Source organism: Liquorilactobacillus uvarum DSM 19971, from assembly GCF_001434935.1.
Taxonomy (GTDB): Bacteria; Bacillota; Bacilli; order Lactobacillales; family Lactobacillaceae; genus Liquorilactobacillus; species Liquorilactobacillus uvarum.
Window position 1 is genome coordinate 1 of record NZ_AZEG01000126.1, and the last position, 347, is coordinate 347.

The following is a 347-nucleotide window of genomic DNA, read 5'->3' on the forward strand; positions in this document are numbered from 1 at the left end:
TTTTGTGTACGCAAACAAAATTAATTTTAAAAGTACACGCAGATCATACTTACGCGGTCGTCCAAAGATGTAAGGATCATTAATTTTAAGGTCTTCAACTATTTGATTAATCATCCGTGCAGGATGATTTTCTTTTGGCTCCCAGTCAGTTTTAATACTAAGTACAGTCTGATTTATGTTATAATTATTGTACATTTTGATTATCCTTTCTATAGGGGTATTGTTTTTGAAAGTACTGGCTCCAACCAGTGCTTTTTTATTTTTAATTATACCAAAAGAGCTTCACCAGAAAAATCATTACTTTCTCTGGTGAAGCTCTTTCACTTAGGGACTTATGGCACAGCCCC

The 347-nt window shown here is 34.0% G+C and carries 1 pseudogene; it reads right to left on the minus strand.

The window, feature by feature from the left end:
- A pseudogene (locus tag FD20_RS12760) lies at nt 1-195 on the minus strand (hypothetical protein); the annotation flags it as partial.
- Nucleotides 196-347: the final 152 nt, after the last annotated feature.